Here is a 23,614-nt window from a genome sequence, read left to right on the forward strand (position 1 = left end):
CGACAAGAACGCAGGGGGCAGCATGGCCGACGAAAACCGCGCGACCGAAACCGACGATCTGCTGGACCGCGTCGACGCGGCGGTCGAGGCCGGCGACCGCGCCGCACTGGACGCGGCCCTGGAGCCGATGCACCCGGCCGACATCGCCGACCTGATCGAGCGGCTGACCCCCGGCGACCGCCGCGCCTTCCTGACGCTTTACGCCGACGGCATCGACGGCGATGTCCTGTCCGAAATCGACGAATCCATCCGCGAGGAGGTGCTGGAGCAGCTGCCCCGCGCGGTCCTGGACGATGCTGTCCGCGAGATGGACAGCGACGACGTCGTCGACCTGGTCGAGGACCTGGACGACGCCGAGCGGGCGCTGATCCTGGCCGCGCTGGATGCGGGCGACCGCGCGGCGGTCCAGCAGTCGCTGGCCTATCCAGAATATTCCGCCGGCCGCCTGATGCAGTCCGAGGTCGTCACCGCGCCCGAGCATTGGACCGTGGCCCGCGCCATCCAGTTCCTGCGCGCCGAGGAATGGCTGCCCGAACAGTTCTATCACATCGTCCTGGTCGATCCGCGCCGTCATCCGGTGGGCTATGTCACGCTGGGTCGCCTGCTGGCATCGCGCAGCGACGCCACGCTGCGCGAGCTGGCCGAGGACAGCTTTCGCACCATCAGCGCCTTTGCCGAGGAGGCCGAGGTCGCCTATGTCTTCAACCAGTATCACCTGATCTCTGCCCCCGTCGTGGACCGCGATGACCGCCTGGTGGGCGTCATCACCATCGACGACGCGATGCAGGTCCTGGACGAGGAGCATGAGGAGGACATCCTGCGCCTGGCCGGGGTGGGTGACGAATCCAGCATCTCGGACAGCGTGATGCAGACGGTGCGCCAGCGCGTGCCGTGGCTGGCCACCAACATCGTCACCGCCCTGGCCGCCGCCAGCGTCATCGCCTTCTTCGAGGACGCCATCGCCCAGCTGGTGGCTTTGGCCGTGCTGATGCCGATCGTGGCGTCGATGGGGGGCAACGCGGGGACGCAGACGCTGACCGTCGCGGTGCGCGGCCTTGCGACGCGCGACCTCAGCCGGGCCAACGCCCTGCGCGTCGTCCGGCGCGAGGTCATCGTGGGGCTGACCAACGGGGTGTTCTTCGGGGTCATCATGGCTGCGATCACCTGGGTCTGGTTCCGCGATCCGGGTCTGGCGGCGGTGATCGGGTCGGCGATGATCATCAATCTGCTGGTCGCCGCGCTGGCGGGCATCCTGATCCCGCTTGGCCTGAACAAGCTGGGCGCGGACCCGGCGCTGGCGTCGGGAACCTTCGTGACCATGATGACCGACGTGATCGGTTTCCTGGCCTTCCTGGGGCTGGCCACGGCGGTGCTGCTGTGACCGCGGACAAGGCCCGGCTGCGCGCGCAGGCGCTGGTGGCCCGTGCGGCGGGCGGCGACGGGCAGGCCCTGTCGCGCAACCTGATCGCGACGCTGGCACCCCACGCAGGCGCGGTTCTGGCCGGATACTGGCCCATGCGCGACGAGGCCGATCCCCGCGCCGCGATGGCCGCGCATGACGGGCCGCTGGTGCTGCCGGTGGTGACCGGCAAGGCGCGCCCGCTGGTCTTTCGCAGCTGGCGCGACGAGCCGCTCGTGCCCGGACCCTTCGGCACGGCGCACCCGGCCGATTCGGCCGAGGTGCTGACGCCCCGCGTGCTGATCGTTCCGCTGGCGGGGTTCGACCGGCAGGGAAACCGCCTTGGCTATGGCGGCGGGTTCTATGACAGGACGTTGGAATTGCTGCGCAAATCGGGCCCGGTGACGGCGATCGGGCTGGCCTATGCCTGCCAGCAGCTTGACCTGATCCCGGCCGAGCCGACGGACCAGCCGCTGGACCTGATCGTGACCGATGATGGTGTTATGACGCCCATGCGCTGATTTCCGCCAGGCGTGGCAGATCTGCATCGGCTGTGCGCAACCGGGGGATGAATTACGGATAAGCCTGTGGACAAGTCTTGGAGTGCCGATGGCAAGAGCCTGTTCGGACGTGATTTTTGACGCCGTATGCCGCGTGCACCGCCTGTTCCTGCATGTCTCTGTGCGCGAATCTTGCACGCAGCCATGGGGCGGTCTGTCAACGGCCTTCGCGAGGCTGATCGCTAAAAAATTCGGTTGAAACAGCGTCGAAGCGGCGGCAGTTTGTGGGCAATCGCCAGTGTGGCACAAGATGTGGTGGTCCTAATCGGGGGCGACCACAGGAACGTCGCAGCAGTCCTGATCTGACGGCCGTCCCCTGGGGCGGACGCGCCCTGCACGGGCGGATCGCGGCTGCGCGCAGGGGACCGGAAGGACAAGCAGGATGAAGATCGAGCGGCGCTTTACCACGGAAACCGGCGGGGCCTATGGCGGCATCGCGTTCACCACCACCCTCAGCGAGATCCGCAATCCGGACGGCACGGTGGTCTTTCGCAACGACGCGGTCGAGGTCCCCGAGGGCTGGAGCCAGGTCGCAAGCGACGTCATCGCGCAGAAATACTTTCGCCGCGCCGGCGTTCCCGCGCGGCTGAAGCCCGTCCGCGAAAAGGGCGTGCCCGAATTCCTGTGGCGCCACGTTCCCGACCATGCCGCGATGGCCGACCTGCCCGAGGACGCCCGCTTCGGCGGAGAGACCAGCGCCGCGCAGGTCTTTGACCGCCTGGCGGGGGCCTGGACCTATTGGGGCTGGAAGGGCGGCTATTTCACGACCGAGGCCGATGCCCGCGCCTATCTGGACGAGATGCGCCACATGCTGGCCCGCCAGATGGGTGCGCCCAACAGCCCGCAATGGTTCAACACCGGCCTGCATTGGGCCTATGGCATCGACGGGCCGGGGCAAGGGCATTTCTATGTTGATCACAAGACGGCCACGCTGACCGCATCGACCAGCGCCTATGAGCATCCCCAGCCGCATGCCTGCTTCATCCAGTCGGTCAGCGACGATCTGGTGAACGAGGGCGGCATCATGGACCTGTGGGTCCGCGAGGCGCGCCTGTTCAAGTACGGCAGCGGCACCGGCACCAACTTCTCGTCGCTGCGCGGCGAGGGTGAGCGGCTGTCCGGCGGCGGCAAGTCGTCGGGCCTGATGGGATTCCTGAAGATCGGCGACCGGGCCGCGGGTGCGATCAAGTCGGGCGGCACGACGCGCCGCGCGGCCAAGATGGTCATCTGCGACATGGACCATCCCGACATCGAGGCCTTCGTGAACTGGAAGGTGATCGAGGAGCAGAAGGTCGCGTCCCTGGTCGCCGGCTCCAAGCTGCACGAGCGTGAGCTGAACGGCATCTTCGCGGCGATCCGCACCGGCGGTGGAGAGGTCGATCCGGCCCGCAACGACGCCCTGAAGGCCGCGATCCGCAGCGCCAAGCGCGCGATGATCCCCGAGACCTATGTTAACCGCGTGCTGCAATACGCGCGCCAGGGCTTCGACAGCATCGAGTTCCCGACCTATGACACGGACTGGGATTCCGAGGCTTATGTGTCGGTGTCGGGCCAGAACTCGAACAACTCGGTCCGGGTGACGGATGCCTTCCTGCGCGCGGTGCGCGAGGATGCGCCGTGGGAGCTGATCCGCCGCACCGACGGGACGGTCGCCAAGACCGTGTCTGCGCGCGACCTGTGGGATCAGATCGGCCACGCGGCCTGGGCCTGCGCCGATCCGGGCATCCAGTTTCACGACACGGTCAACGCCTGGCACACCTGCCCCGAGGACGGGCCGATCCGCGGGTCGAACCCGTGCAGCGAATACATGTTCCTGGACGACACCGCCTGCAACCTGGCGTCCATGAACCTGCTGACCTTCTGGACCGGCGGCCGGTTCGACGCCGACGCCTATGTCCATGCCAGCCGGCTGTGGACCGTCACGCTGGAGATCAGCGTGCTGATGGCGCAGTTCCCCAGCAAGGAAATCGCGCAGCGCAGCTATGATTTCCGCACGCTTGGACTGGGATACGCCAATATCGGCGGTCTGCTGATGAACATGGGCCTGGGCTATGACAGCGATCAGGGCCGCGCGATCTGCGGGGCGCTGTCGGCGATCATGACCGGCACGGCCTATGCGACCAGCGCGCGGATGGCCGCCGAACTGGGCGCGTTCCCGGGCCATGCCCGCAACGCCGATCACATGCTGCGCGTGATCCGCAACCACCGCGCAGCGGCGCATGGCACGGCGTGCGAGGGCGTGAACGTCGCCCCCGTGTCGCTGGACGCCGCGAACTGCCCAGATGCCGGCCTGGTCGAGCTGGCCCGCGCAGCCTGGGACGAGGCACTGGCCCTGGGCCAGGCGCACGGTTTCCGCAACGCCCAGACCACCGTCATCGCGCCCACCGGCACGATCGGCCTGGTGATGGATTGCGACACGACCGGGATCGAGCCGGACTTTGCCCTGGTCAAGTTCAAGAAGCTGGCGGGCGGCGGCTATTTCAAGATCATCAACCAGTCGGTCCCGGCGGCGCTGGAAAAGCTGGGCTATGCGCCCGCGCAGATCGAGGAGATCGTGGGCCACGCGGTGGGCCACGCCACCTTGGGCAACTGCCCCGGCATCAACCATGCGTCGCTGGCCGGTCACGGCTTTGGCGCCACCGAGATCGCCAAGGTCGAAGGCGCGCTGCCGTCGGCCTTCGACATCCGCTTTGTCTTCAACCAGTGGACGTTGGGAGAGGATTTCTGCCGCGGCACCTTGGGCATCCCGGCGGACAAGCTGTCGGACCCGACCTTCGACCTGCTGCGCCACCTGGGCTTCAGCAAGGCGCAGATCGACGCGGCCAACGACCACGTCTGCGGGACGATGACGCTGGAAGGCGCGCCGCATCTGCGGGCCGAGCATCTGCCGGTGTTCGACTGCGCCAATCCCTGCGGCAAGACCGGCACGCGCTATCTGTCGGTGGAAAGCCACATCCACATGATGGCCGCGGCGCAGAGCTTCATTTCCGGGGCGATCAGCAAGACGATCAACATGCCCTCCAGCGCGACCATTGGGGACACGCTGGCGGCGTACGAGCTGTCGCACAGCCTGGGGATCAAGGCCAACGCCCTCTATCGCGACGGCTCCAAGCTGAGCCAGCCGCTGGCCAGCGCCCTGATCGACGACGACGACGAGGCCGAGGAGATCCTGGCCCACGGGTCCACCCACGACAAGGCCCGCGTCCTGGCCGAGAAGATCGTCGAGCGCGTCATCGTCAAGGAGATCGTCCGGTCGAACCGCGAGAAGCTGCCGCAGCGCCGCAAGGGGTACACCCAGAAGGCCATCGTCGGCGGTCACAAGGTCTATCTGCGCACCGGCGAATATGACGACGGCAAGCTGGGCGAGATCTTTATCGACATGCACAAGGAAGGCGCGGGCTTCCGGGCGATGATGAACAACTTTGCCATCGCCGTGTCGGTGGGCCTGCAATACGGCGTGCCGCTGGAGGAGTTCGTGGACGCCTTCACCTTCACCCGGTTCGAGCCGGCGGGCATGGTGCAGGGCAATGACAGCATCAAGAACGCGACCTCGATCCTGGACTATGTGTTCCGCGAGCTGGCCGTCAGCTATCTGGACCGCACCGACCTGGCCCATGTCGCCCCCGAGGGCGCGCGTTTCGACGAGATGGGCGGCGGCGAGGACGAGGGGCGCCCCAGCCAGCCGTCCGAGCTGAAGTCGCTGACGATGCTGAAGCAGATCAGCAGCGCGGGCTATCTGCGCAAGCGGATGCCGCAGGACCTGATGGCGCTGCAGGCCGGCGTGTCGGTGTCGGCGGTCACGACGGGCATGGCCACGGGGCTGGACCTGCGCGCCAAGGCCCGGATGCAGGGATACGAAGGCGATCCCTGCGGCGAATGCGGCAACTACACGCTGGTGCGCAACGGCACCTGCATGAAATGCAACACCTGCGGCGGCACCAGCGGCTGCAGCTGAGCATGGGTGGGGAATAAGGCGGCCCCCCGCGCCGTTTCCCCATCGACAGGCCCGGCCCGTCGCAGCAGCAAGCGCGCACAGACGCGCGACGACTGACCCCCGTGCGCGGCCCCGTGCACGGGGGTCTTTTTCACGGCGATTTCAGGGCGTGACTTGACGCTGACGGCGCTTGGCCCTTGACTGCGGGAACGACCGGCTGCAACCGGCAGGAATGATGACAGGGCGGGGTTCGCCCAAGGGGTTTGCGATGACGATGATTACACCGGTGCTGATGGCGGGCGGTTCGGGCACGCGGCTGTGGCCCGTGTCGCGCAAGAGCTTTCCCAAGCAGTTCGCCGCCCTGACCGGGGACGAGACGCTGTTCCAGGCCTCGGCCCGGCGGTTGTCGGGCGCGGGATTCGCGGCGCCGGTGGTGATGACCAATTCCGACTTCCGCTTCATCGTGGCCGAACAGCTGGAACAGGCGGGCATCGCGCCGGGCCGCATCGTGATCGAACCCACGGGCCGCAACACCGCCCCCGCGATCCTGGCGGCGGCGCTGATGGTCGCCGCGGACGATCCCGACGGACTGGTGCTGGTCGCGCCGTCCGATCACGTGATCCCCGATGCCGCGGCCTTTGCCGCGACCGTGGCCCAGGGTGCAGAGGCCGCGGCCCAGGGGCGCATCGTGACCTTCGGCATCACCCCCGACCGCCCGGAGACGGGTTACGGCTATCTGGAACTGGCCGGTGCCGGAGAGGGGCCGCAGCCCCTGGCGCGGTTTGTCGAGAAGCCTGACGCCGATCGGGCGGGCCAGATGCTGGCAGCGGGCAACTATCTGTGGAACGCGGGTATCTTCCTGTTCAGCGCCCGCACCATGATCGAGGCGTTCCGCGCCCACGCCCCCGCCTATCTGGAGCCGGTCCAGCAGGCGCTGGACCAGGCGCATCTGGACCTGGGTTTCTTGCGGCTGGCCAAAGCGCCCTGGGCCGGGGTCGAGGATCAGTCGATCGACTATGCCGTGATGGAAAAGGCCGACAACCTGACCGTAGTGCGGTTTTCGGGTCGCTGGTCGGACCTGGGCGGCTGGGACGCGGTCTGGCGCGAGGCGCTGGACCATGCGCCGTCGGATCACGGCGTGGTCACCGACGGCAATTCCACCGCGATCGACTGTCAGGACGTGCTGCTGCGGTCGGACAGCGACGATCTCAAGGTCGTGGGCATCGGGCTGCGCGACGTGATGGTGGTGGCGACCTCGGACGCGGTGCTGGTCGCCGACCGGGGCCGGGCGCAGGACGTGCGGCTGGCCGTGTCCGCGTTGAAGGCCAAGCGCGCCAAGCAGGCCGAGGCGTTCCCCCGCGACCACCGCCCCTGGGGCTGGTTCGAGACGCTGGCCCTGGCCGACCGCTTTCAGGTCAAGCGCATCGTGGTGAAACCCGGTGCGGCCCTGTCGCTGCAAAGCCATGTCCACCGGTCTGAACACTGGATCGTGGTGTCGGGCACCGCGCGGGTCACCGTCGACGACAGCGTGACCCTGGTGACCGAGAACCAGTCGATCTATGTGCCCCTTGGCGCCGTCCACCGGATGGAGAACCCCGGCAAGGTGCCGATGGTCCTGATCGAGGTGCAGACCGGCAGCTATCTGGGCGAGGACGACATCATCCGCTACGAGGATGTCTATTCGCGCAGCAGCGCCGACTGATCACATGCTTTCGCGGATCTGGGCGATGGTATGGGCCACGCCCGCCCGCGGAACGCCGCGCAGCATCTGGTCGCCGATCACGAAGGTCGGCGTCCCCTGGATCGCCATCGTCTGGCCCAGCTCGTGGTTCTTCTGCAGGACCGTGTTCACCGCATCCGTGTCCATATGCGCCATGATCGCGTCGGCATCGACGCCGATCTCTTCGGCTATGCCGCGCAGCGATTCATCCGTCGCGGGCGCGCGCAGGGCCATCAGCGCGTCATGGGCCTCTTCATAGGCCTCGTCCCCGGCGATCTGGTGGACCGAGATGGCAAAGCGGCTGGACAGCACGCTTTCCTCTCCAAGAATCGGAAATTCCTTCAGGATCAAGCGGATGTTTCCATCTTCCTCGACCGCGTCATGGACCTCGGCGTTGAACTGGCGGCAGACGCCGCAGCGATAGTCGATGAACTCGACCATCGTCAGGTCGCCGTCCGGGTTGCCGCCCACCCAGCTGTGCCCATCGTCGAACAGCGCATCGCTGTTGGTTTCGACCAGCTGCAGGTCGGTCTGCGCCGCATCCTGGGCCTGGCGGTTCTCCAGCACGTTGATCGATTCGATCAGCACCTGCGGGTTCTCCATCAGATAGTCGCGCACCGCCTCGCCGAAGGCGGCCTTTTCATCGTCGGTCATGGCGGAGATGTCGAAGGCCATCGCGGGCGCGGACAGGGCCAGGCTGGTCCCCAGGAAAAAGGCGGCGGTCAGGCGTGTCATGGGCATCCCTTGGTCTGATGTGGGCGACAGCTTGGACCGCCGCGTCCGCGATGGCAAGAACGCCCCCGACACGGCTGCGTGACGGCACGCCCCCGCCTAAAGGCTGGAGCGTGCCGCCGTCCCGCGCTATCACAAGGCAAAAATGAGGCCGAGCGAATGCGACACTCCCTGCGCGGACAGGTTGACCCGTTCATCGTGATGGACGTGATGGAGGCGGCCGCCCGGGCCGAGGCGGCAGGTCGCCACGTCATCCACATGGAGGTCGGCCAGCCCGGCACCCCCGCCCCCCTGGGCGCGCGACAGGCGCTGGCGCAGGCGCTGGAACAGCCTTTGGGATATACCGTGGCCCTTGGCCTGCCGGCGCTGCGACAGGGGATCGCGGACCTGTACCGCCGCTGGTACGGGGTCGATCTGGACCCGGCGCGGGTCGTGGTCACGCCGGGCAGCAGCGGGGCCTTCATCCTGGCCTTTTCGGCGCTGTTCGATGCGGGCGACAGCGTGGCGATGGGCTATCCGGGCTATCCCAGCTATCGTCAGATCCTGCGCGCGATGTCGCTGACCCCGGTCGGCATCCCGACCCGGCCCGAGGACCGCTATCAGCCCCGGCCCCAGGATCTGCCCGACGACGTGCAGGGGCTGATCCTGGCCTCTCCGGGCAATCCGTCGGGGACGGTGCTGACCGTGCCGGAGCTGGCGGGCCTGACCCAGGCCGCTGCCGCGCGGGGCATGGCGGTGATATCGGACGAGATCTATCACGGGCTGTCCTATGCCGACCGCTGCCATTCCGCGCTTGAGGTGACGGATGAGGTTCTGGTCGTAAACTCTTTCAGCAAATACTTTTCCATGACGGGGTGGCGGGTCGGATGGATGGTCGTGCCGCCCGATATGGTGCGCACGGTCGAGCGTCTGGCCCAGAACCTGTTCATCTGTCCGCCCCATGCCAGCCAGGTGGCGGCCCTGGCCGCGCTGGACTGCATCCCCGAGGCCGAGGCCAACCGCGCCGTCTATGCCGAGAACCGCCGCCTGATGCTGGAGGGGCTGCCGCGCGCGGGCTTTGACCGCATCGCCCCGCCCGAGGGCGCGTTCTACATCTATGCCGACGTGTCGCACCTGACCGGTGATTCCGTGGCCTTCGCGGCCGAGATCCTGGACAAGGCGGGCGTCGCGGTCACGCCGGGGCTGGACTTCGACCCCGACCGCGGCGTGCGCACGCTGCGCTTTTCCTATGCCCGCGCAACGGCGGACATCGCCGAGGGCCTGGCCCGGCTGACGGCCTTCATGGCGGCCAGATGAGGCGTCTGCTGCTGATCCTGCTGCTGCTGGCGGGGCCGGTCCAGGCCCAGGAACCGGCACGGCTGATCCTGGGCGGGTCGTCCCTGACGCAGGCGCCGCAGGGCTGGTGGCACCGCGCCTTTGGCCCGCAGCCGCTGGAGCTGTCTCTGGCGCTGGACCGCCCGGTGCCGTGGCGGACATTCCTGGTCGGCGATCCCGCGCGCCTGGTCGTCGACCTGCAGGGCGTCGACCTGAGCGGCCGCAGCCCTGCCGACCTGTTCGGACAGGACCTGGCGCCTGCGATCCGGTGGGGCAGCTTTCGGCGCGGCTGGTCGCGGATGGTGATCGAACTGCCGGGGCCGTTCCGCGTGGCCGAGGCCGGGATGCGCACCCAGGGGGCCGAGGCGCGGCTGCGCATCGCCCTGAACCCCGTCCCGCCCGAGGATTTCGCGCCGCGCCCGTCGGCCGCGGCGGCGCTGCGCAACCTGCCCGATCCGGCGGACCTGCCGCCGCCCGCCACCGCGACGGGGCTGGCGGTGACGCTGGACCCCGGACACGGCGGCTTCGACCCCGGCGCGCAGGCGGGCCCCGATACCGAAGCTGCGCTAGTCCTGACATTCGCGCAGGAGCTGCGCACCGCCCTGGAGGCGCGGGGCGTGACGGTCACGATGACCCGCGACAGCGACGTCTATGTCAAGTTGGAGGACCGGATGACCGCGGCGCGGAGGTCGGGGTCCCACCTGCTGCTGTCGCTGCATGCCGATGCGCTGCCGCAGGGGCAGGCGGCGGGGGCCACGGTCTATGTCTGGAACAGTTCGTCCGACACGCGGGCGGGCCAGCAGCTGACGATGCGCCATCAGCGCGACGACCTGCTGGCGGGGATGGACCTGCGCGGCCAGGACGACGCGCTGGCCACGGTGCTGATGGATTTCGCGCGCACCGACACCCAGCCCCGGTCCGAGGCCTTCGCGCGGCTGCTGACCTCGCGCATGGCGCTGCGGGGGATCGGGCTGCACGGGCGGCCGGTGCAGGGGGCGGCGTTCTCGGTGCTGAAATCGCCCGACATCGCGTCTGTCCTGCTGGAGCTGGGGTTCATCTCGGACCAGACGGACCTTGCGAACCTGACCGACCCCGAATGGCGCGCCCGCATGGTCGAGGCCGTGGCCGAGGCCACGACCGGCTGGTGGCGCGACGAACAGGCGCGCGCGGGGCTGCTTCGTCACTGACACACCCAGTGTTGCTTTGACCGGGGCACCCGTGGCCGCTATAGACGCGGCGAAACCCCGACAAAGGCTGACCCCGTGCTGCGACCCATCCTGTCTTTCTTCGGTGCGATCTTTTCCTGGGTGGTCACCGGGGTGTTCTTTGCGGCCCTGACCGTCGGCGGCATCTTCTGGATCTATTCGCGCGACCTGCCCAGCCACGAGACGCTGGCCCAGTATTCGCCCAAGACCATCAGCCGCATCTATTCCGCCGAAGGCCAGCTGATCGACGAGTTCGCCGAGGAGCGCCGCATCTTCGTGCCCATCGACGAGGTGCCCGACCTGATCAAGCAGGCCTTCGTCAGCGCCGAGGACAAGAACTTCTACAGCCATCCGGGCTATGACCTGCGCGGCATCCTGTCCGCCGCCTTCGAGGCCGCGGTCTCGGGTGGGTCCAGCGTGCGCGGCGCGTCCACGATCACCCAGCAGGTGATGAAGAACTTCCTTCTGTCCAGCGACCGCAGCGTGGAACGCAAGGTCAAGGAGCTGATCCTGGCCGCGCGGCTAGAGCGCAGCCTGTCCAAGGACCAGATCCTGGAACTGTACCTGAACGAGATCTTCCTGGGTCAGAACAGCTTCGGCGTGGCCGCCGCGGCGCAGACCTATTTCAACAAGTCGCTGTCCGAACTGGCCCCGCACGAGGCCGCGATGCTGGCCGCCATGCCGCAGGCGCCCGGCCGCTATCACCCCGTGACCGCCAAGGAGCGCGTGACCGAACGGCGCAACTATGTCCTGCGCGAGATGTGGCAGAACGGCTTCATCGATGAGGCCACCTATGAGGCCGAGGCCAAGCTGCCGCTGCGGTCGGTGCAGAACGGGGACTATCCGTCGTTCCGCCGTGCGCTGCCGCCGCGCGACTATTTCACCGACGAGATCCGCCGCCAGCTGAGCCTGGAGTTCGGCCAGGAGGAATTCTTTGGCGGGGGGCTGACCATCCGCGCGACCGTCGATCCCGACCTGCAGTCGGAGGCTGCAAGCGCGCTGCAGACCGCGCTGGAGGATTACGACCGCAACCGCGGCGTCTGGCGCGGCACCGGAGAGGTGATCGAGGCCGGACTGCTGACCGACGAGGCCAGCTGGCGCGGCGCGCTGTGGGACCTGCGCCTGCCGCGCGACATTCCGGGCTGGCACCCGGCCGTGGTGCTGGAGGTCGGTGCCTCCGACGCCCGCATCGGCATCGAGGGGATCGAGGAGGACGCCGACGGTCACTGGATCCCCGCATCCGACGTGCAATGGGCCCGGCCCCTGGACCGCGAGACGCGCACGCTGGGTTCGCGCGCGCAGGTGGCGGGCGATCTGGTGCGGGTGGGCGACGTGGTCCTGGTCCGCGCCATGATGGATGGTGCCGATTTCAACCGCTGGAGCCTGCGCCAGGTGCCGGAGGTGCAGGGCGGTTTCATGGCGATGGACGTCAATACCGGCCGCGTCCTGGCGATGCAGGGCGGGTTCTCGTACGAGAGCAGCGTCTTCAACCGTGCCACGCAGGCGCAGCGCCAGCCGGGGTCGTCTTTCAAGCCCTTCGTCTATGCCGCAGCGCTGGACAACAACTATACCCCCGCGACCATCGTCGTGGACGAGCCGATCCGCATCAACACGCCCCAAGGCCTGTGGGAACCGCAGAACTCGTCGGGGCGCCATTACGGGCCGACGCCGCTGCGGACGGGGATCGAGCAGTCGCGCAACCTGATGACCATCCGCATTGCCGACGACATCGGCATGGATCGGGTCGCCAAGTATGCCGAGGATTTCGGCGTCTATGACACGCTGGCGCCGTTCCTGGCCAACGCCCTGGGCGCGCAGGAGACGACGCTGTTCAAGATGGTCGCCGCCTATGCGATGTTCGCCAATGGCGGCGAGCGGGTCGAGCCGACGCTGGTCGACCGTGTCCAGGACCGCCGCGGGCGCACCGTCTATCGCCACGACCAGCGCGTCTGCGAAACCTGCGCGATGCAGGCCATGCCCGCCGGGCAGGCGCCGGTAATCGACACCAACCGCGAACGTGTGATGGACGCGGTCACGGCGTATCAGCTGACCTCGATGCTGGAGGGCGCGGTCGAGCGCGGGTCGGGGTCGGGCGTCGATCTGCCCGTGCCGATCGCGGGCAAGACCGGCACGACCAACGATGCCAAGGACGTATGGTTCATCGGCTATTCCAGCAACATCGTGGCGGGTTGCTATCTGGGCTATGACCAGCCGCGTTCGCTGGGCGAACGGGCCTATGGGGGGACGCTGTGCGTTCCGGTCTTCAACGCCTTCATGCGCGAGGCCGTGGCCGAGTATGGCGGGACGGAGTTCACCGTCCCGCCGGGCGGCTATTGGGTCAAGATCGACCGCATCACCGGCCAGCGCTTGCCGGACGATGCCAGCGGTCCGAACGTCATCGCCGAGTATTTCCGCGACGGCACCGATCCCGACTGGCTGACACCCTACGTCGTGTCGGGCTTTGGCGACGAGGTGGTGATCCTGCCCTGGGAAGCCGGGGCCAGCGGTGGGGGGCAGGCGATCACGACCTCGACCGGCGAGAGGCGGGTCATTCCGGGGCGGACCGATTTCGGCACCATGTCGTCGGGCGGGCTGTACTGAGGCCGCGCGCCCGTTTGCGTCCCGCGACGGGCGGGGGGCCTGCTGCCCCCCGCACCCCCCGCCCATCGCGGTGACGATGGGGGGTCTGGGGGGCGTCCGGGGCGGAACCGGTGCGCACATGGCGCATGGGGCGTGGCGTGGGGCCGTGCCGGTCTTGCCCAAGGGCGGCCTTCGCGGTATCACCCCGGACCTGACGCCTGACCGAAGGAATCCGCCCATGCGCGCCGAGACGCAGTCCACCATCGAGGCCATCCGCCGTTCCCTGACCCTGCTGGGCCAGCGCCTGGACTGGACCACCGCGCCGCATCGCCTGGAAGAGATGAACGCCATGATCGAGGATGGCGACCTGTGGTCGGACCCGGCCCGCGCGCAGAAGCTGATGCGCGAGCGGCAGTCGCTGTCGGATGCCATCGAGACCTATCGCCGGATCGAGGGCGACCTGTCGGCCAATGCCGAGATGATCGAGCTGGCCGAGGAGGAGGGCGACGCCGAACTGGTGTCCGAGGCCGAGGGCAACCTCAAGGCGCTGGCCAAGATGGCCGCCCAGAAGGAGCTGGAGGCGCTGCTGAACGGCGAGGCCGACGGCAACGACACCTTCCTGGAGATCAACGCGGGCGCGGGCGGTACGGAAAGCTGCGACTGGGCGTCGATGCTGGCGCGCATGTACGTGCGTTGGGCCGAAAAGAAGGGATACGAGGTCGAGCTGCTGTCCGAGACGCAGGGCGAGGAGACCGGTATCCGCAGCGCCGCCTACAAGGTCAGCGGGCACAACGCCTATGGCTGGCTGAAATCGGAATCGGGCGTGCACCGGCTGGTGCGCATCAGCCCCTATGACAGCGCGGCGCGGCGGCACACCTCGTTCAGCAGCGTCTGGGTCTATCCGGTGGTCGACGACAACATCGAGATCGACATTCCCGACCGGGACATCCGCATCGATACCTATCGGTCGTCGGGCGCCGGCGGTCAGCACGTGAACACCACGGATTCCGCCGTTCGGATCACCCACCTGCCCACCAACATCGTCGTCACGTCGTCGGAAAAATCCCAGCACCAGAACCGCGCCAACGCCATGGCCGCGCTGAAGGCGCGCCTGTATCAGATGGAGCTGGACCGCCGCAACGCGGAGGTGAACGCCCAGCATGCCGCCAAGGGCGATGCGGGCTGGGGCAACCAGATCCGCAGCTATGTCCTGCACCCCTATCAGATGGTCAAGGACCTGCGCACCAGCGAGGAGACCAGCGACACCCAGGGCGTGCTGGACGGCGACCTGGACCGCTTCATGGCCGCGACCCTGGCCCTGGACGTGGCCGGGAAAAGCCGCGCCGAGGCCAACGCCGAGTGATCCCGCGGCGCCAGCTGGGGCAGGGCGGTCCCCAGGTCGGGGCCGTGGCCTTAGGGACGATGAACTTTCAGGGCACCTATGGCGCGGCTGATGCGGCGGAGAGCCAGCGGGTGATCGACGCCTGCATCGACATGGGGATTGACCATATCGACACCTCCGACGTCTATGGCGCGGGCGGGGCCGAGGAGATGCTGGCCCCGGTCCTGGCGCGCCACCGGGGCCGCGTGACCATCGCCAGCAAGGCGGGCATCACCCGCAATCCGGACCATCCCTTCGACAATTCGCCCGCCTATCTGCGCGCCGCGCTGGAGCGGTCGCTGCACCGCATGGGGGTCGAGCGGATCGACCTTTACTATCTGCACCGCCGCGAGGCCGCACGCCCGGTCGAGGAGGCGATGGAGACGCTGATGCGCGTGCACGACGAGGGCAAGATCGGCGCGATCGGCCTTTCCGAGGTGGCGCCGTCCACGCTGGAACGCGCCTGCGCCGTCGGTCCGGTGGCCGCCGTGCAGTCGGAATATTCGCTGTGGTCGCGCCAGGTTGAACTGGGCATGGTCGATGCCTGCGCGCGTCACGGGGCGGCGCTGGTCGCGTTCTCTCCGGTCGGGCGGGGGGTCTTTGCCGATGTGCCGCCGGACCCGGCGGGCTTTGCGCCGGGCGATCTGCGCGCCGGCATGCCGCGATTTCAGGCCGACACCTGGGCGCGCAACCTGCCGCGGTTGCGGGCCTTTGCAGACTGGGCACGCGATCAGGGCGAAAGCCCGGCGGCCGTGGCGATCGCATGGGTGCTGTCGCGCGCGCCGCATGTCATCGCGCTGCCCGGATCGCGCAGCCTGGAGCATTGGCGTCAGATCGCCCGCGGCGCGGGCCTGTCGCTGAGCGCCGATCAGCTGGCCCGGATCGACGCGATCCTGCCCGCCGGGTGGGCGCATGGCGCGCGCTATGGGACCGCGATGGCGCAGGGGCCCGAAGGCTGGGCGTGATGCCGCAGCGCGGCATCGGCGCGGAACTTGCCATGATATCGGACCTTTGTATGATGCTGCGACTGCATCATGAACAAGGGGCGGGCCATGGAGATCAAACGCATCAATCTGGCCCTGCAGGGCGGCGGCGCGCATGGGGCCTTTACCTGGGGCGTCCTCGACCGCCTGCTGGAGGAGGAGTGGCTGGAGTTCGCGGCGATCAGCGGCACTTCGGCCGGGGCGCTGAATGGGGCGGCGCTCAAGGCGGGGCTGGCGGCAGGCAAGGGCCTGGCCGGGCGGCGTGCCGCGCGCGAGAACCTGGATGCCCTGTGGATGCAGGTCGGATCGAAAAGCGACAACCGCGTGGTGCGCTGGACGCAGTCGGTGATGCCCATGTCCCGCGGCATGCAGCGCTGGACCGAGATGGTGTCCCCGGCCGCCTGGATGGACAACCTGACGCGGCTGTTCAGCCCCTATGATTACGGCCCGTTCTACGTCAACCCGCTGGAATCGCTGCTGCGCGACCTGCCTTGGGCGGATTTCACCTGTGATCGGGGGCCGGACCTGTATGTCGCCGCCACGAACGTCCGCACGGGCCGCATCAAGGTCTTCACCGGCGGCCAGGCGACGGTCGATGCAGTGATGGCCTCGGCCTGCCTGCCGACGCTGTTCCGCGCGGTCGAGATCCACGACAGCGACACCGGGCGGATCGAGGCCTATTGGGACGGCGGCTATGCGGGCAACCCGGCGCTGTTCCCGCTGTATCGCGCCAGCCTGCCGCGCGACATCCTGATCGTGGCGATCAACCCGCTGATGCGCGAGGTGCTGCCCCGCACGCCGGTGGAAATATCGGACCGCGTGAACGAGGTCAGCTTCAACAGCAGCCTGATGAACCAGCTGCGCGCGATCAATTTCGTCAAGCGCCTGTTCGCCCAGGGCAAGATGGACGGCGACGCGATGAAGAACGTGCTGATTCACCTGATCGACGACGACAAGCTGATGACCGACCTGTCGGCGCGCTCCAAGCTGATGCCGCGCCCGGGCCTTCTGGCGGCGATGAAGGCGGCAGGCCAGCAGGCCGCCGACACGTTCCTGTCAGACCATGCGGACAAGCTGAACAGGGCCGACAGCTTCGATCTGGCGGCCCTGTTCCCGGCGCAGCGCGTGGTCTAGGCCATCGCGGCGGCGATGCGCGCCGCCAGCCGCGCGTTGTTCAGCACCAGTTCGATATTGCTCTCCAGCGAGCGACCTTGGGTCAGTTCGAAGATGCGCGACAACAGGAAGGGCGTCACGGCCTTGGCGGCGATGCCTTGGGCCGCGGCCTCGGACAAGGCCTGTTCGATCACGGGCATGATCTGGTCCTTCGGGATCTCGGCCTCGACCGGGATCGGGTTCGCGACCAGCTGGCCACCCTTGAGGCCCAGGGCCGCGCGCATCGCGGCGGCGGCGGCGATCTCCTCGGGGCTGTCCATGCGCAGCGGCGCCTTGAGGCCCGAGGCGCGCGACCAGAAGGCCGGCAGCTCGTCCTGGCCATAGGCGATGACCGGCACGCCCAGGGTCTCCAGCACTTCCCAGGTCTTGGGCAGGTCCAGGATGGCCTTGGCGCCTGCGGCCACGACCGTCACGGCGGTCTGCGCCAGCTCCTGCAGGTCGGCCGAGATGTCAAAGCTGTCCTCGGCCCCGCGATGGACGCCGCCGATGCCGCCGGTGGCAAAGACCTTGATGCCCGCCAGCTGGGCGCAGATCATGGTGGCCGCGACCGTGGTGGCGCCGGTGCGGCCGTTCGCGATGCAGACGGCCAGGTCGGCGCGGCTCAGCTTCATCGCGTCTGCCGGCGGGGTCTGGGCCAGGGCGCGCAGGGCCGCAGGCGTCAGGCCGATATGGATCTGGCCGCCCATGACGGCGATGGTCGCGGGGACGGCGCCGCCCTCGCGGATGGTGGCCTCGACCTTCTCGGCCATCTCCAGGTTCTGGGGCCAGGGCATGCCATGGGTGATGATCGTCGATTCCAGCGCCACCACGGGCAGGCCGCGATCCAGCGCGTCGCGAACCTCGGGGGCGAAGGTGAGGGGGGCAGTGTGGGTCACGGGACGTCCTTTCCGGAGACATGCGCGGCCGAGGCCCTGACGGCCTGCCGCAGCGCCGCGTCGCGCGGCATTTCCTTGAGTTCGGCGGCCAGATGGGCCGCAAGAAAGCAGTCGCCCGCACCGGTCACGCGTTCCACGGTGACGGTGGGGGGCTGATGGGTCAGCGTGGGGCCCCCGGCGATCGCCTCGGCCGCGGGATTCGGGCCGTCGGTGACCAGCACGCGGGCGGCGCCGCGCGCCACGACCGCTTCGGCGGCCAGGGCCGCGTTGGCGCAGGCGCGCCCGGCCAGGATCTCGGCCTCCAGCCGGTTCAGATAGAAGCAGCCGCGCCGCGCGGCGATCAGCGGCTCCAGGCGTTCGGCCTTGCCGGGGCTGGCGGGCACCACGCGCAGGTCGGCGCGCATCAGGCGCGGATCGCGGGCAATGGCAGACAGCAGCTCCTCGGTCAGGTTGCCGTCCAGGACCACGGGGCCGGTCCAGGCGGGCAGGGTGTCCAGCGGCGCCAGGATCGCGGCGCCGGCCAGCTCCAGGCTCAACGCGTCGGCCACGGCAGCGATCAGCCCCTCGCTGTCCTCGATTGCCATATAGCAGTCGGTGGGCAGGCCCGCATCGCGCGTCAGATGCTCGGTCATTACGCCAAGGCGCTGCGCCTCGGCGATCAGGCCCTCGCCCTCGGAATCGCGGCCCACGGCGGACAGGACCGACGGTGTCATGCCCCACCGCGCTAATGCGACCGCCACGTTCAGCGCCACGCCGCCCGGCAGGTGGCGGATGCGGCCCGGTACGTCGGCCCCCGGCGCCATGCGGCGCGGCGCGCGGCCGATCACGTCCCACAGCATCGCGCCGATGCACAGCACGTCAGGCCTCTTGCTCATCGTCATCCCCCAGCTGGGCGTTCAGAAAACGTTCGAAATCGTCCAGGTCCACCGGGTCGAACTGCCCGAACCCCTGCATCCAGACCGAGGCCTGGCGCATCCCGTCCGGGTCCAGCTTGCACCAGGTGATCCGGCCGCGCCTCTCCTGCCGGATCAGGCCGGCGGCCGCAAGCACCGCCAGATGCTTGGAGATCGCCGCAAGGCTGACCTGGAACGGATCGGCCACGTCGCTGACCGCCATGTCATCCTCCAGCAGCATCGACAGCACCCGACGCCGCGTCGGGTCCGACAGGGCCGCAAAGATCAGGTCCAGCCGGTCCGGCGGGGTGGGCGGGGTCATGGCGGGGCTTTCTGCGGAGGGCGATGGTCAACCGGGCGGTTGAATGATGGCGCGGCGCGATCGGGATTGCAAGATTGCCGCCACCGAAGAAAGACAATGTGGATCAATGCGTTGCAGGCAGGTCTCAGTTGCTTGACTTGGGGGGCGTCTGCCCCTAGACAGCGCCCAACGACGTCAGGGGCGTGACAGATGGCCGAAAGACCCCATGGCGATGCGGACAGGGCGGCGGATGCCGACCGGCTGCGCGCACTGGAGGCCAAGCTGGCCGCCCTGACGCCAAAACCCGAGGGCCCCGGCCCGATGGGAAAGTACGAACAGGCAAACCTTGCCTGGCGGATGGTGATCGAACTGGTGACCGGCCTGGGGCTGGGCTTTGTGTTCGGTTACGGGCTGGATTATCTGATGGGCACGACGCCCTTCCTGATGGTCCTGTTCATCTTCCTCGGCCTTGCGGCTGGCGTCAAATCCATGATGCGCACCGCGTCCGAGCTTGACAGGAAATCCGGCCCCGCGCCGGAAGGCGAAAAATCCGGCGAACGGCCGGACCGTGACGAAAGGGACTGATCGTGGCGACGGAAGCGACTGGCGGCGGCCTTGAATTCCACCCGATGGACCAGTTCGTGGTCTCGCCGCTGTTCGGTGACGGGCCCGTGGCGTGGTACACGCCCACCAACGTGACGCTGTGGCTGGCGCTGACGGCGCTGGCGTCCATCGCGCTGCTGGTGCTGGGCACCCGCGGCCGCGCCATCGTGCCGAACCGCGCCCAGTCCATCGCCGAGATGGCATACGGCCTGGTCCACAAGATGATCGAGGACATCGCCGGCAAGGATGGCCTGCGGTATTTCCCCTACATCCTGACGCTGTTCATGTTCGTGGTCTTCGCGAACCTGCTGGGCCTGCTGCCGCTGGCCTTCACCACGACCTCGCACATCGCCGTCACCGGCGTTCTGGCGCTGGCGGTGTTCTTCGGCGTCACCATCATCGGCTTCGTCAAGAACGGTGCGCATTTCCTGGACCTGTTCTGGGTGCGCTCGGCGCCGCTGGCCGTGCGCCCGGTCCTGGCCGTGATCGAGGTCATCAGCTACTTCGTGCGTCCGCTGTCGCTGTCCATTCGTCTTGCGGGCAACATGATCGCCGGCCACGCCGTCATCAAGGTTTTCGCGGGCTTCGCGGCCATCGCCGCGGTCGCCCCTGTCGCCATCATCGCGGTCATCGGGATGTACGCCTTCGAGGTGCTGGTCGCCATCGTCCAGGCCTATGTGTTCACCATCCTGACCTGCGTTTACCTCAAGGACGCGCTGCACCCGTCGCACTGACGCGACGGTCCTCGCAGCCCCTGCGCGGTCCCGCATCGGGTCCGCATCCACCAAGATCGACCAACTTCCAACCGCAAGGAGAAATACCATGGAAGGCAATATCGCAGAACTGGGCCAGTACATCGGCGTCGGCCTGACCGCGTTCGGCATGGGCTTTGCCGCCCTGGGCGTCGGCAACGTCGCCGGCAACTTCCTGGCCGGTGCCCTGCGCAACCCGTCGGCCGCTGCCGGCCAGACCGCCACGCTGTTCATCGGCATGGCATTCGCCGAAGCACTGGGGATCTTCTCGTTCCTCGTCGCGCTTCTGCTGATGTTCGCGGTCTGATCCACGGCCATCCTTGCGGCGGGGTGGGGGCCTGTCCCCCGCCCCTTCGTTCGTTCCAAGGCCATGGGGTAGGATATGTTCAGCCTGTTGCAAGAGGCCGCCACCACCGCGGTCGAAACCACTGAGGGCGCGATCGTCATCGACGATGCCGCGACCCACGGCGCCGATGCCGCGACCCACGGGGTCGATGCAGCCGGACACGCCGCCGAAGCCGCGGGCCTGCCGCAGCTGGATATCGCCACATTCGGCAACCAGATCTTCTGGCTGGTCGTCACACTGGTGGTCCTTTATCTGGTCCTGTCGCGCGTGGCCCTGCCGCGGATCGCGGCCGTTCTGTCCGACCGTCAGGGTGCCGTCACCGGCGATCTGATGGCCGCCGAAGAATTCAAGCTGAAGGCCCGCGAGGCCGAGGCTGCCTATGACAAGGCGCTGGCCGATGCCCGCACCGAGGCTCAGGCCATCGTCGCCCGCAACCGTGCCGAGATCCAGGCGCAGTTGGACCAGGCAATCGCTAAGGCCGATGCCGAAATCGCCGCCCGCACCGCCGAATCCGAGGCGCGCATCCGCGAGGTCCGCGCATCCGCCGATGTCAGCGCGCGCGAGGTGGCTCAGGATGTCACCGCCGAACTGGTCCGCACCTTTGGCGGCCAGGCCGACGACGCCACCGTGGGCGCAGCCCTGGACGGGCGCATGAAAGGGGCCGTGCAATGAACCGCATGATCGCAACGCTGATCCTGTTCAGCGCCGGACCCGCCATGGCCGCATCGGGCGACTACGGCTTCTTCTCGCTGCGCAACACCGACTTCATCGTGCTGCTGTCCTTCCTGGGCTTCATTGGGGTGCTGGTCTATTTCAAGGTCCCCGGCCTGATCGGCGGCCTGCTGGACAAGCGCGCCGAGGGCATCCGCAACGACCTGGACGAGGCCCGTCGCCTGCGCGAGGAAGCGCAGGAGATCTATGCCAGCTACGAGCGTCGCTCGCGCGAGGTCAAGACGCAGGCCGACCAGATCGTCGCCAACGCCAAGCGCGAGGCCGAGGCCCAGGCCGCCACGGCACGCGAGGATCTGTCCCGGTCGATCGACCGTCGCCTGCAGGCGGCCCAAGACCAGATCGCCAGCGCCGAGAACGACGCCGTGCGTGCAGTCCGCGACCGTGCGGTCGCCGCGTCCATCGCCGCCGCCGCCGAGATCCTGGCAGGCCAGGTGCGCGCCGGACAGCGTTCGGCCGGCATCGACGATGCCATCGAGGACGTGGCGCGTCGCCTGAACTGAGATCGCCCGGTCCCACACCCGGCCAAGACTGATCGAAAGGGCCCCTTCGGGGGCCTTTTTGCTATGGCGCGCGGCGGTTCTGCAGGCGCAGCCGTGCGACGGCCGCGTGATCGTCGGCACGCCGTTGCGCGGTCAGGGTGCGGGCGACCAGGTCCAGATGATCCTCCAGCACGGCACGGGCGCGGGGGCCGTCGCGGGCCTGCAGCGCATCGTTGATCGCGATATGCTGGTCCAGCAGGCGGTCGCGCAGTTCCGGGCTGGCAAAGATGCGCGGGCGGTTAAATAACATCCCCTGGCGCAGCAGGTCCTGCATCGCGCGCATCAGGTGCAGCGCGATCAGGTTGTGGCTGGATTCCACGATGGCCATGTGGAAATCGGCGTCCAGCGCGGCCTCGATCTGCGGATCGGGGCTGGCATGGGCATGGCGCATGGCCTGGACGATGCGGTCCAGCACGGCCAGATCGGTCTCTCCGGCGGCCATGGCGGCGCGTTCGGCGGCCAGCCCCTCCAGGTCCTTGCGGAAGGACAGATAGTCGTCGGCCGCCTGCGGATGGCGCGCGATCAGGCGAACCAGGGCAGGAGAGAACGCGCTGCCCAGCACGTCGGCCACGAAGACGCCCGCGCCCGGCCGGGTGACCAGCAGCCCGTCGGCCTGCATCGCGGCCAGCGCCTCCCGCAGGGAAGGGCGGCTGACGCCCATGCGTTCGGCCAGTTCGCGTTCGCCCGGCAGGCGTTCGCCGGGGCGCAGCACGCCCTGCAGGATCAGGGCCTCGATCTGGGCCACGACGGCGTCGGACAGGCGGGCGGCGTCAATGGGCTGGAAGGGGCTGTCGGCGTCGGACATGGCGGTATCCCGGGGTTCTGGAAGGCCATCCTAGAACCGGACCCCGCCAATGCAAAGAGGCCGGGCGATGGCCCGGCCTCTGGTCGCGATGCGGCAGGATTACTGCGTCGGACGGATCAGGATCTCAACGCGACGGTTCTGCGCGCGGCCCGCGGCGGTGTCGTTCGATGCGATCGGCTGGTTGTAGCTGGCGCCAAGCGCCGACAGGCGACCCGATGCCACACCGGCGGCGGCCAGGATGCCCGCGACCGATTGCGCGCGGCGCTGCGACAGGTCCTGGTTCAGGGCGGCGCTGCCGGTGTTGTCGGTGTGGCCCACGACCTCGACCCGGCTGTTCGGGTACTGGTTCAGGTTGCGCGCGACAGCATAGAGGTCGGTCTGCGCCGGGCCGGACACGGCGGCCGATCCGGTGGCGAACAGGATGCCTTCCGGCAGGATGACCTGCAGGTAGCTGCCGCGGTTGATGATCTGCACGTTGGGGTTGCTGATCGACTGTTCCAGCGCCGCCGCCTGGCGGTCCAGGATGTTGCCGGCCACGGCACCTGCGGCGGCACCGATGATCGCGGCGCGTGCGGCGTCGCGGCCTTGGTTGTTGCTGTCGCTGTCACGCGTGCCGCCATAGAGCGCGCCCACGGCGGCGCCGGCCAGCGCGCCCTGCTGGGTGCGGCTGAGGCCGGTGGCACCGGTGCCGGTATCGGTCATCGCGGGCGCGCAGGCGCCCAGCAGGGTCAGGCCACAAACGGCCAGGATCGAAGTCTTGCGGAGGTTCATCGGGCTCCCTTTCCTT

The 23,614-nt window shown here is 68.5% G+C and carries 21 protein-coding genes; 15 read left to right on the top strand and 6 right to left on the bottom strand.

Annotation, left to right across the window (positions count from 1 at the left end):
* Positions 1-22: 22 nt before the first annotated feature.
* The 4 genes from mgtE to LZ686_RS09000 all read left to right on the top strand — a co-directional run bounded on the left by mgtE (position 23) and on the right by LZ686_RS09000 (position 7,595).
* A complete protein-coding gene (mgtE, locus tag LZ686_RS08985; protein WP_045999401.1) occupies positions 23-1,381 on the top strand; it encodes a magnesium transporter in 1,359 nt (452 codons plus the stop codon).
* The gene (locus LZ686_RS08990; protein WP_349547555.1) at positions 1,378-1,920 is read left to right on the top strand and encodes a 5-formyltetrahydrofolate cyclo-ligase; all 543 of its coding nucleotides are present in this window, start codon (positions 1,378-1,380) and stop codon (positions 1,918-1,920) included. The genes mgtE and LZ686_RS08990 overlap by 4 nt, the downstream gene beginning before the upstream one ends.
* Positions 1,921-2,341: 421 nt before the next feature.
* Positions 2,342-5,914, top strand: coding sequence for a vitamin B12-dependent ribonucleotide reductase (locus LZ686_RS08995; RefSeq protein ID WP_349547556.1), 3,573 nt, complete (start codon positions 2,342-2,344; stop codon positions 5,912-5,914).
* Positions 5,915-6,167: 253 nt separating this feature from the next.
* The gene (locus tag LZ686_RS09000) at positions 6,168-7,595 is read left to right on the top strand and encodes a mannose-1-phosphate guanylyltransferase/mannose-6-phosphate isomerase (protein WP_502921996.1); all 1,428 of its coding nucleotides are present in this window, start codon (positions 6,168-6,170) and stop codon (positions 7,593-7,595) included.
* On the opposite strand, the gene LZ686_RS09005 is transcribed toward LZ686_RS09000, so the two are convergent.
* Entirely contained in the window at positions 7,596-8,348 is a 753-nt protein-coding gene (locus LZ686_RS09005) for a DsbA family protein (RefSeq protein ID WP_349547558.1), read from the bottom strand.
* Positions 8,349-8,504: 156 nt separating this feature from the next.
* On the opposite strand from LZ686_RS09005, the gene LZ686_RS09010 reads away from it, so the two are divergent.
* The 6 genes from LZ686_RS09010 (at position 8,505) to LZ686_RS09035 (ending at position 16,942) form a co-directional block, all read left to right on the top strand.
* Positions 8,505-9,641, top strand: a complete 1,137-nt coding sequence (locus tag LZ686_RS09010; protein ID WP_349547559.1) for a pyridoxal phosphate-dependent aminotransferase — start codon at positions 8,505-8,507, stop codon at positions 9,639-9,641.
* A complete protein-coding gene (locus tag LZ686_RS09015) occupies positions 9,638-10,846 on the top strand; it encodes an N-acetylmuramoyl-L-alanine amidase (protein WP_349547560.1) in 1,209 nt (402 codons plus the stop codon). Before LZ686_RS09010 ends, LZ686_RS09015 begins: the two co-directional genes overlap by 4 nt.
* Positions 10,847-10,921: 75 nt before the next feature.
* Positions 10,922-13,465 (top strand): penicillin-binding protein 1A, encoded by a 2,544-nt coding sequence (locus tag LZ686_RS09020; protein ID WP_349547561.1) that lies wholly within the window; start codon positions 10,922-10,924, stop codon positions 13,463-13,465.
* A gap of 217 nt (positions 13,466-13,682) precedes the next feature.
* Positions 13,683-14,807 carry a peptide chain release factor 2 gene (gene prfB / locus LZ686_RS09025; protein ID WP_045999394.1) on the top strand — a complete coding sequence of 375 codons (1,125 nt, stop codon included), beginning with the start codon at positions 13,683-13,685 and terminating at the stop codon, positions 14,805-14,807.
* Positions 14,804-15,790, top strand: coding sequence for an aldo/keto reductase (locus tag LZ686_RS09030; protein ID WP_349547562.1), 987 nt, complete (start codon positions 14,804-14,806; stop codon positions 15,788-15,790). Before prfB ends, LZ686_RS09030 begins: the two co-directional genes overlap by 4 nt.
* An 87-nt stretch (positions 15,791-15,877) precedes the next feature.
* Entirely contained in the window at positions 15,878-16,942 is a 1,065-nt protein-coding gene (locus LZ686_RS09035) for a patatin-like phospholipase family protein (RefSeq protein WP_045999393.1), read from the top strand.
* Here LZ686_RS09035 and LZ686_RS09040 read toward each other — a convergent pair.
* From LZ686_RS09040 to LZ686_RS09050, 3 genes are read right to left on the bottom strand one after another with little or no spacing between them, the layout of a single operon-like run.
* Positions 16,939-17,856 (bottom strand): pseudouridine-5'-phosphate glycosidase, encoded by a 918-nt coding sequence (locus tag LZ686_RS09040; RefSeq protein ID WP_349547563.1) that lies wholly within the window; start codon positions 17,854-17,856, stop codon positions 16,939-16,941. The two genes, LZ686_RS09035 and LZ686_RS09040, sit on opposite strands and share 4 nt — an antisense overlap.
* Positions 17,853-18,731: a PfkB family carbohydrate kinase gene (locus LZ686_RS09045; protein WP_349547564.1), complete on the bottom strand. Its 879-nt coding sequence runs from the start codon at positions 18,729-18,731 to the stop codon at positions 17,853-17,855. Before LZ686_RS09045 ends, LZ686_RS09040 begins: the two co-directional genes overlap by 4 nt.
* On the bottom strand, positions 18,715-19,071 hold the full coding sequence (locus LZ686_RS09050; RefSeq protein ID WP_330448150.1) for an ArsR/SmtB family transcription factor: 357 nt from the start codon (positions 19,069-19,071) through the stop codon (positions 18,715-18,717). The genes LZ686_RS09045 and LZ686_RS09050 overlap by 17 nt, the downstream gene beginning before the upstream one ends.
* Positions 19,072-19,260: 189 nt before the next feature.
* On the opposite strand from LZ686_RS09050, the gene LZ686_RS09055 reads away from it, so the two are divergent.
* The 5 genes from LZ686_RS09055 (at position 19,261) to LZ686_RS09075 (ending at position 21,983) form a co-directional block, all read left to right on the top strand.
* The gene (locus LZ686_RS09055; RefSeq protein ID WP_349547565.1) at positions 19,261-19,635 is read left to right on the top strand and encodes an AtpZ/AtpI family protein; all 375 of its coding nucleotides are present in this window, start codon (positions 19,261-19,263) and stop codon (positions 19,633-19,635) included.
* A 2-nt stretch (positions 19,636-19,637) separates the two neighbouring features.
* Positions 19,638-20,387, top strand: a complete 750-nt coding sequence (locus LZ686_RS09060) for a F0F1 ATP synthase subunit A (RefSeq protein ID WP_045999389.1) — start codon at positions 19,638-19,640, stop codon at positions 20,385-20,387.
* Positions 20,388-20,475: 88 nt separating this feature from the next.
* The gene (locus tag LZ686_RS09065) at positions 20,476-20,712 is read left to right on the top strand and encodes a F0F1 ATP synthase subunit C (protein ID WP_022707390.1); all 237 of its coding nucleotides are present in this window, start codon (positions 20,476-20,478) and stop codon (positions 20,710-20,712) included.
* 75 nt (positions 20,713-20,787) lie between these two features.
* Positions 20,788-21,423 (top strand): F0F1 ATP synthase subunit B', encoded by a 636-nt coding sequence (locus LZ686_RS09070; RefSeq protein WP_084693672.1) that lies wholly within the window; start codon positions 20,788-20,790, stop codon positions 21,421-21,423.
* A complete protein-coding gene (locus LZ686_RS09075) occupies positions 21,420-21,983 on the top strand; it encodes a F0F1 ATP synthase subunit B (RefSeq protein ID WP_045999388.1) in 564 nt (187 codons plus the stop codon). The genes LZ686_RS09070 and LZ686_RS09075 overlap by 4 nt, the downstream gene beginning before the upstream one ends.
* A 61-nt stretch (positions 21,984-22,044) precedes the next feature.
* On the opposite strand, the gene LZ686_RS09080 is transcribed toward LZ686_RS09075, so the two are convergent.
* Both LZ686_RS09080 and LZ686_RS09085 read right to left on the bottom strand, forming a co-directional pair.
* Positions 22,045-22,827 carry a FadR/GntR family transcriptional regulator gene (locus tag LZ686_RS09080; RefSeq protein ID WP_349547566.1) on the bottom strand — a complete coding sequence of 261 codons (783 nt, stop codon included), beginning with the start codon at positions 22,825-22,827 and terminating at the stop codon, positions 22,045-22,047.
* A gap of 99 nt (positions 22,828-22,926) precedes the next feature.
* Positions 22,927-23,598, bottom strand: a complete 672-nt coding sequence (locus LZ686_RS09085; RefSeq protein ID WP_045999386.1) for a YiaD family glycine zipper/OmpA-like lipoprotein — start codon at positions 23,596-23,598, stop codon at positions 22,927-22,929.
* Positions 23,599-23,614: the final 16 nt, after the last annotated feature.

It is taken from the genome of Paracoccus sp. NFXS7 (assembly GCF_040148865.1).
GTDB classification, from domain to species: Bacteria; Pseudomonadota; Alphaproteobacteria; order Rhodobacterales; family Rhodobacteraceae; genus Paracoccus; species Paracoccus marcusii.

Bases quoted from the DNA above. Each gene is read 5' to 3' on its own strand.
- LZ686_RS09075 (WP_045999388.1), top strand. From the start codon at position 21,420: ATGAACCGCATGATCGCAACGCTGATCCTGTTCAGCGCCGGACCCGCC.
- LZ686_RS09010 (WP_349547559.1), top strand. From the start codon at position 8,505: ATGCGACACTCCCTGCGCGGACAGGTTGACCCGTTCATCGTGATGGAC.
- LZ686_RS09070 (WP_084693672.1), top strand. From the start codon at position 20,788: ATGTTCAGCCTGTTGCAAGAGGCCGCCACCACCGCGGTCGAAACCACT.
- LZ686_RS09005 (WP_349547558.1), bottom strand. From the start codon at position 8,348: ATGACACGCCTGACCGCCGCCTTTTTCCTGGGGACCAGCCTGGCCCTG.
- LZ686_RS08995 (WP_349547556.1), top strand. From the start codon at position 2,342: ATGAAGATCGAGCGGCGCTTTACCACGGAAACCGGCGGGGCCTATGGC.
- LZ686_RS09085 (WP_045999386.1), bottom strand. From the start codon at position 23,598: ATGAACCTCCGCAAGACTTCGATCCTGGCCGTTTGTGGCCTGACCCTG.
- mgtE (WP_045999401.1), top strand. From the start codon at position 23: ATGGCCGACGAAAACCGCGCGACCGAAACCGACGATCTGCTGGACCGC.
- LZ686_RS09050 (WP_330448150.1), bottom strand. From the start codon at position 19,071: ATGACCCCGCCCACCCCGCCGGACCGGCTGGACCTGATCTTTGCGGCC.
- LZ686_RS09045 (WP_349547564.1), bottom strand. From the start codon at position 18,731: ATGAGCAAGAGGCCTGACGTGCTGTGCATCGGCGCGATGCTGTGGGAC.
- LZ686_RS09055 (WP_349547565.1), top strand. From the start codon at position 19,261: ATGGCCGAAAGACCCCATGGCGATGCGGACAGGGCGGCGGATGCCGAC.
- LZ686_RS09015 (WP_349547560.1), top strand. From the start codon at position 9,638: ATGAGGCGTCTGCTGCTGATCCTGCTGCTGCTGGCGGGGCCGGTCCAG.
- LZ686_RS09080 (WP_349547566.1), bottom strand. From the start codon at position 22,827: ATGTCCGACGCCGACAGCCCCTTCCAGCCCATTGACGCCGCCCGCCTG.
- LZ686_RS09065 (WP_022707390.1), top strand. From the start codon at position 20,476: ATGGAAGGCAATATCGCAGAACTGGGCCAGTACATCGGCGTCGGCCTG.
- prfB (WP_045999394.1), top strand. From the start codon at position 13,683: ATGCGCGCCGAGACGCAGTCCACCATCGAGGCCATCCGCCGTTCCCTG.
- LZ686_RS09035 (WP_045999393.1), top strand. From the start codon at position 15,878: ATGGAGATCAAACGCATCAATCTGGCCCTGCAGGGCGGCGGCGCGCAT.
- LZ686_RS09000 (WP_502921996.1), top strand. From the start codon at position 6,168: ATGATTACACCGGTGCTGATGGCGGGCGGTTCGGGCACGCGGCTGTGG.